The 1374-nt window shown below is 68.8% G+C and carries 2 protein-coding genes; both read left to right on the top strand.

The annotated features are described in order from the left end of the window. A partial coding sequence (locus ACFPIJ_RS50460) for a carboxymuconolactone decarboxylase family protein (RefSeq protein WP_465252346.1) occupies positions 1-266 on the top strand: 266 nt, incomplete at its 5' end. Next, positions 266-1156 carry a PhzF family phenazine biosynthesis protein gene (locus ACFPIJ_RS50455; RefSeq protein WP_380126626.1) on the top strand — a complete coding sequence of 297 codons (891 nt, stop codon included), beginning with the start codon at positions 266-268 and terminating at the stop codon, positions 1154-1156. The genes ACFPIJ_RS50460 and ACFPIJ_RS50455, both read left to right, overlap by 1 nt. Positions 1157-1374: the final 218 nt, after the last annotated feature.

Here is a 1374-nt window from a genome sequence, read left to right as displayed (position 1 = left end):
CCTCGCTCACCTGCGGCTCGCCTGACGATCCGTGCTGGACGGCCGGCCGCGAAGCCATGCTCATCCGGATGGTGGACGCCCTGCACGACTCGTGCGACGTCGACGACGAACTGTGGCGGTCCGCGCAGGAATTGTTCGACGAACGGCAACTGCTCGACGTGCCACTGCTGTGCGGGTGGTATCACGCGATCTGTTTCGCCGCCCGCACCGCTCGCGTCGAACTCGAGCCCGGTGCTCCCCGCTTCGCCGACGTCACGGCCGCCTGATGGCCGACCCACCGGTGGCAGTGGTGAACGCCTGCACCCGTGACGGGGAAGGCGGCAGCCCCACCGCGGTCGTGATCGACGACGCCACGCTCACCGACGACGACCGTCACGCCATCGCCCGTAGGACCGGCACCTCCCACACCGCGTTCATCGACACCAGCACAGCGGACGCGCCCATGGCGCGCTTCTTCACCAGCGCCGGGGAACTCACGAACTGCGGCCATGGCATCATCGCCGCGCAAGCCGTCCTGCTGCACCGCAGCGGCGCCACCGAGCACCACGGCAGCCTGGGCACCGCAGGCCGCACCTTCGCCACGACCGCCATCGGCCGCCACAACGGCATCGAAGTCTGGTTCGACCAAGGCGTCATCGCCCTGGCGGACCACGCCGACGCCACTGCCGGCGGCATAATCGCGGCCCTCGACCTGCAACGAGCGGACATCGCCGCCGACGTACGGGTCGCCTCGCCCGGCACGCCACGACTTCTCGTCCCCGTCCGGAATCACCTGACGCTGCTGTCCATGCAGCCCGACTTCGATCGGCTGGCAACCGAGTGCCGCCGACTCGGGTATCTCGGCTGCTTCACCTACGCGCTGCCGCCGACCGCAAGAACGGCCGCCGCCCGCATGTTCGCCCCCGCGATCGGCGTCAACGAGGACATCGCGAACGCCAACAGTGTCGGCTGCCTTGCCGCCCACCTGCTCGACACATCCGGCAATGGCGAAATCGAGATCCACCAGGGTGACACGCTCCGGAGACCGTCATCGATTTTCGCCAGCGCGACCTGCACTGGATCCGGCATCGTCGCCAGAATCGGCGGAGTGGTCGACTTCGGCCCGCCCATCGATCTCCGTGCACCAAAGCCGTCGAGCCACCTTCCCTGGCGATGATCGGATGCACGGTCATCGGCAGTTCAGGAAGCCTCCGGCGACCGTCCGGACGATGACGCCCTGCAACCGGCCACAGCTGGCCGCCGCGCACGATCGGCGGCATGTCCGGATTCGATGCCGACCTCCGACGTACCAGGCGTGAACGACACCTCGCGAAGAGCGGCCGCACGGCTCGCGGCCGCCGCCATTGTCACCTACCAGGGCCTGCTCCTCATCGC

The sequence above is a fragment of the Dactylosporangium cerinum genome (assembly GCF_042653625.1).
In the GTDB taxonomy this organism is placed as follows: domain Bacteria; phylum Actinomycetota; class Actinomycetes; order Mycobacteriales; family Micromonosporaceae; genus Dactylosporangium; species Dactylosporangium cerinum.
Note: the sequence above shows the minus strand (reverse complement) of the source record. Positions and strands in the feature narration are given on the sequence as shown.

Excerpts from the sequence above, each read along its gene's own strand:
- ACFPIJ_RS50455 (WP_380126626.1), top strand. The coding sequence starts at position 266 with ATGGCCGACCCACCGGTGGCAGTGGTGAACGCCTGCACCCGTGACGGG.